2 protein-coding genes are annotated in these 1,450 nt (G+C 46.6%); one reads left to right on the top strand and one right to left on the bottom strand.

From position 1 onward, the window contains the following. Nucleotides 1-248: 248 nt before the first annotated feature. Nucleotides 249-830 (bottom strand): leucyl/phenylalanyl-tRNA--protein transferase, encoded by a 582-nt coding sequence (gene aat, locus PX636_RS12950; RefSeq protein WP_012267071.1) that lies wholly within the window; start codon nt 828-830, stop codon nt 249-251. 34 nt (nt 831-864) lie between these two features. Between aat and PX636_RS12945 the strand changes: the two genes are divergently transcribed. Beyond that, nucleotides 865-1,206 (top strand): DUF8822 family protein, encoded by a 342-nt coding sequence (locus PX636_RS12945; RefSeq protein ID WP_287660025.1) that lies wholly within the window; start codon nt 865-867, stop codon nt 1,204-1,206. Nucleotides 1,207-1,450 lie beyond the last annotated feature (244 nt).

The raw sequence follows: 1,450 nt of genomic DNA, 5'->3' as shown, positions 1-1,450 counted from the left end.
TGAGAACCGAGGAAAAAATGCGGTCGGACTGACCGTGTTAGAAACCGCTCGCGGAGGCGATTTGACGGGGATCGACCGGTTAAACCAGGTCGATCTAGTTAAAAGCCTAAGAACCGAGAATCCCCCGCTACACCGCGCGAGCGGTTAGCGGGGGAGAGTCAATGACGACCGAATCGTGACGACTGGCCCCCCAAAACGAAAAATTAGTACCTCACTATTAAGATGACTGCCACAATCGGAAACAATACTTAAACAAAATGGCAATGCTTCAACAGAGCGCTTTCCAGTCGGGCATGATATTCTTGTTCGGGGATAGTATAGGCCCCAAATCTAGCCAGATGGGGATTTTGCATTTGGGCATCAAATAGACAGAAATTTCGTTCTCTGAGGTGTTCAACTAACTTGACCATGGCTACCTTAGAACCATCGGGAATTTTATAGAACATCGATTCCCCGATAAAAACCCCGCCAATGGCCAAACCTAAAATCCCTCCCGCTAATTGATCCCCTTGCCAAGTCTCGAAACTGTAGGCCCAACCGGCCTGGTGTAATTGCTGATAGATTTGCATTAACTCCGGGGAAATCCAAGTCAGCGAGCGATCGGCACAACCAGCACAAACCCCAGCAAAATCGCGGTTAATAGCGACGCTAAAGCGATTTTGATTCAAAACTCGTTTTAGGGACTTGGGATACCTAAAACGCCGATCAAGAGGGATAAGAGCGCGATTTTTACTAGAATACCAATCCAATCGCCCCCCCTCATCGGCCATGAGAAAGTAACCGCGTGCGTATCCTTGTATAATAGAGGCGGTATCCACGACTCCCCCCAAGAATTCAGTCTCGTAGCCTGATCATTCTCTAATTATGCCCGATCATCCCCCACCAATTCCGCCGATTACTTTACCACCGATCGAAAATCCCCAACAGGAACAAACTTGGTTGCGAACCGCTTTACATCGTTGGTTAGATGCGGAATTTATTCCCGAAGCTATTAATGAAACTATCGCTGAACGCGCTAGTCAAATTTTTCTGCGTCAGCGTTTGGAAGGGGAAAACGATCTCGGTTGTCTAGTAATTGCGATCGTTACCGAGATGCAAGCTTTTGATTTTCGCGAAAGTTTTTATAGTGAATTTGCCATCGCTAACGCCGTCAGTGATTTAATTTTAGATAGTTTAGGGATCGATCGCTGTTGTGGCCAAAGCTAGATTGTTTATTGTTTTTCTCTGCTATTGGAGTGAACTACTCTCAACTCCGTTGAGAGCTTCCTGCTTCAATGGGATGTGCTTTCTACCTCGAAAGATAGCAAGTCTTACCTTCCCGACCCGGGCAGGAGTCCTAGTTCCTAAGACCCATACTTTTTCTGGCAACAGGACTCGTCGAAGCTCGGTTATCGCTTCAGGAATAGTGACCAAGATATAGTTACTAATTCTGTACGCAAATATTGCATCT

Origin of the sequence: Microcystis sp. M53598_WE2 (assembly GCF_030067735.1) — a bacterium.
In the GTDB taxonomy this organism is placed as follows: Bacteria; Cyanobacteriota; Cyanobacteriia; order Cyanobacteriales; family Microcystaceae; genus Microcystis; species Microcystis aeruginosa.
Note: the sequence above shows the minus strand (reverse complement) of the source record. Positions and strands in the feature narration are given on the sequence as shown.

Excerpts from the sequence above, each read along its gene's own strand:
- PX636_RS12945 (WP_287660025.1), top strand. The coding sequence starts at position 865 with ATGCCCGATCATCCCCCACCAATTCCGCCGATTACTTTACCACCGATC.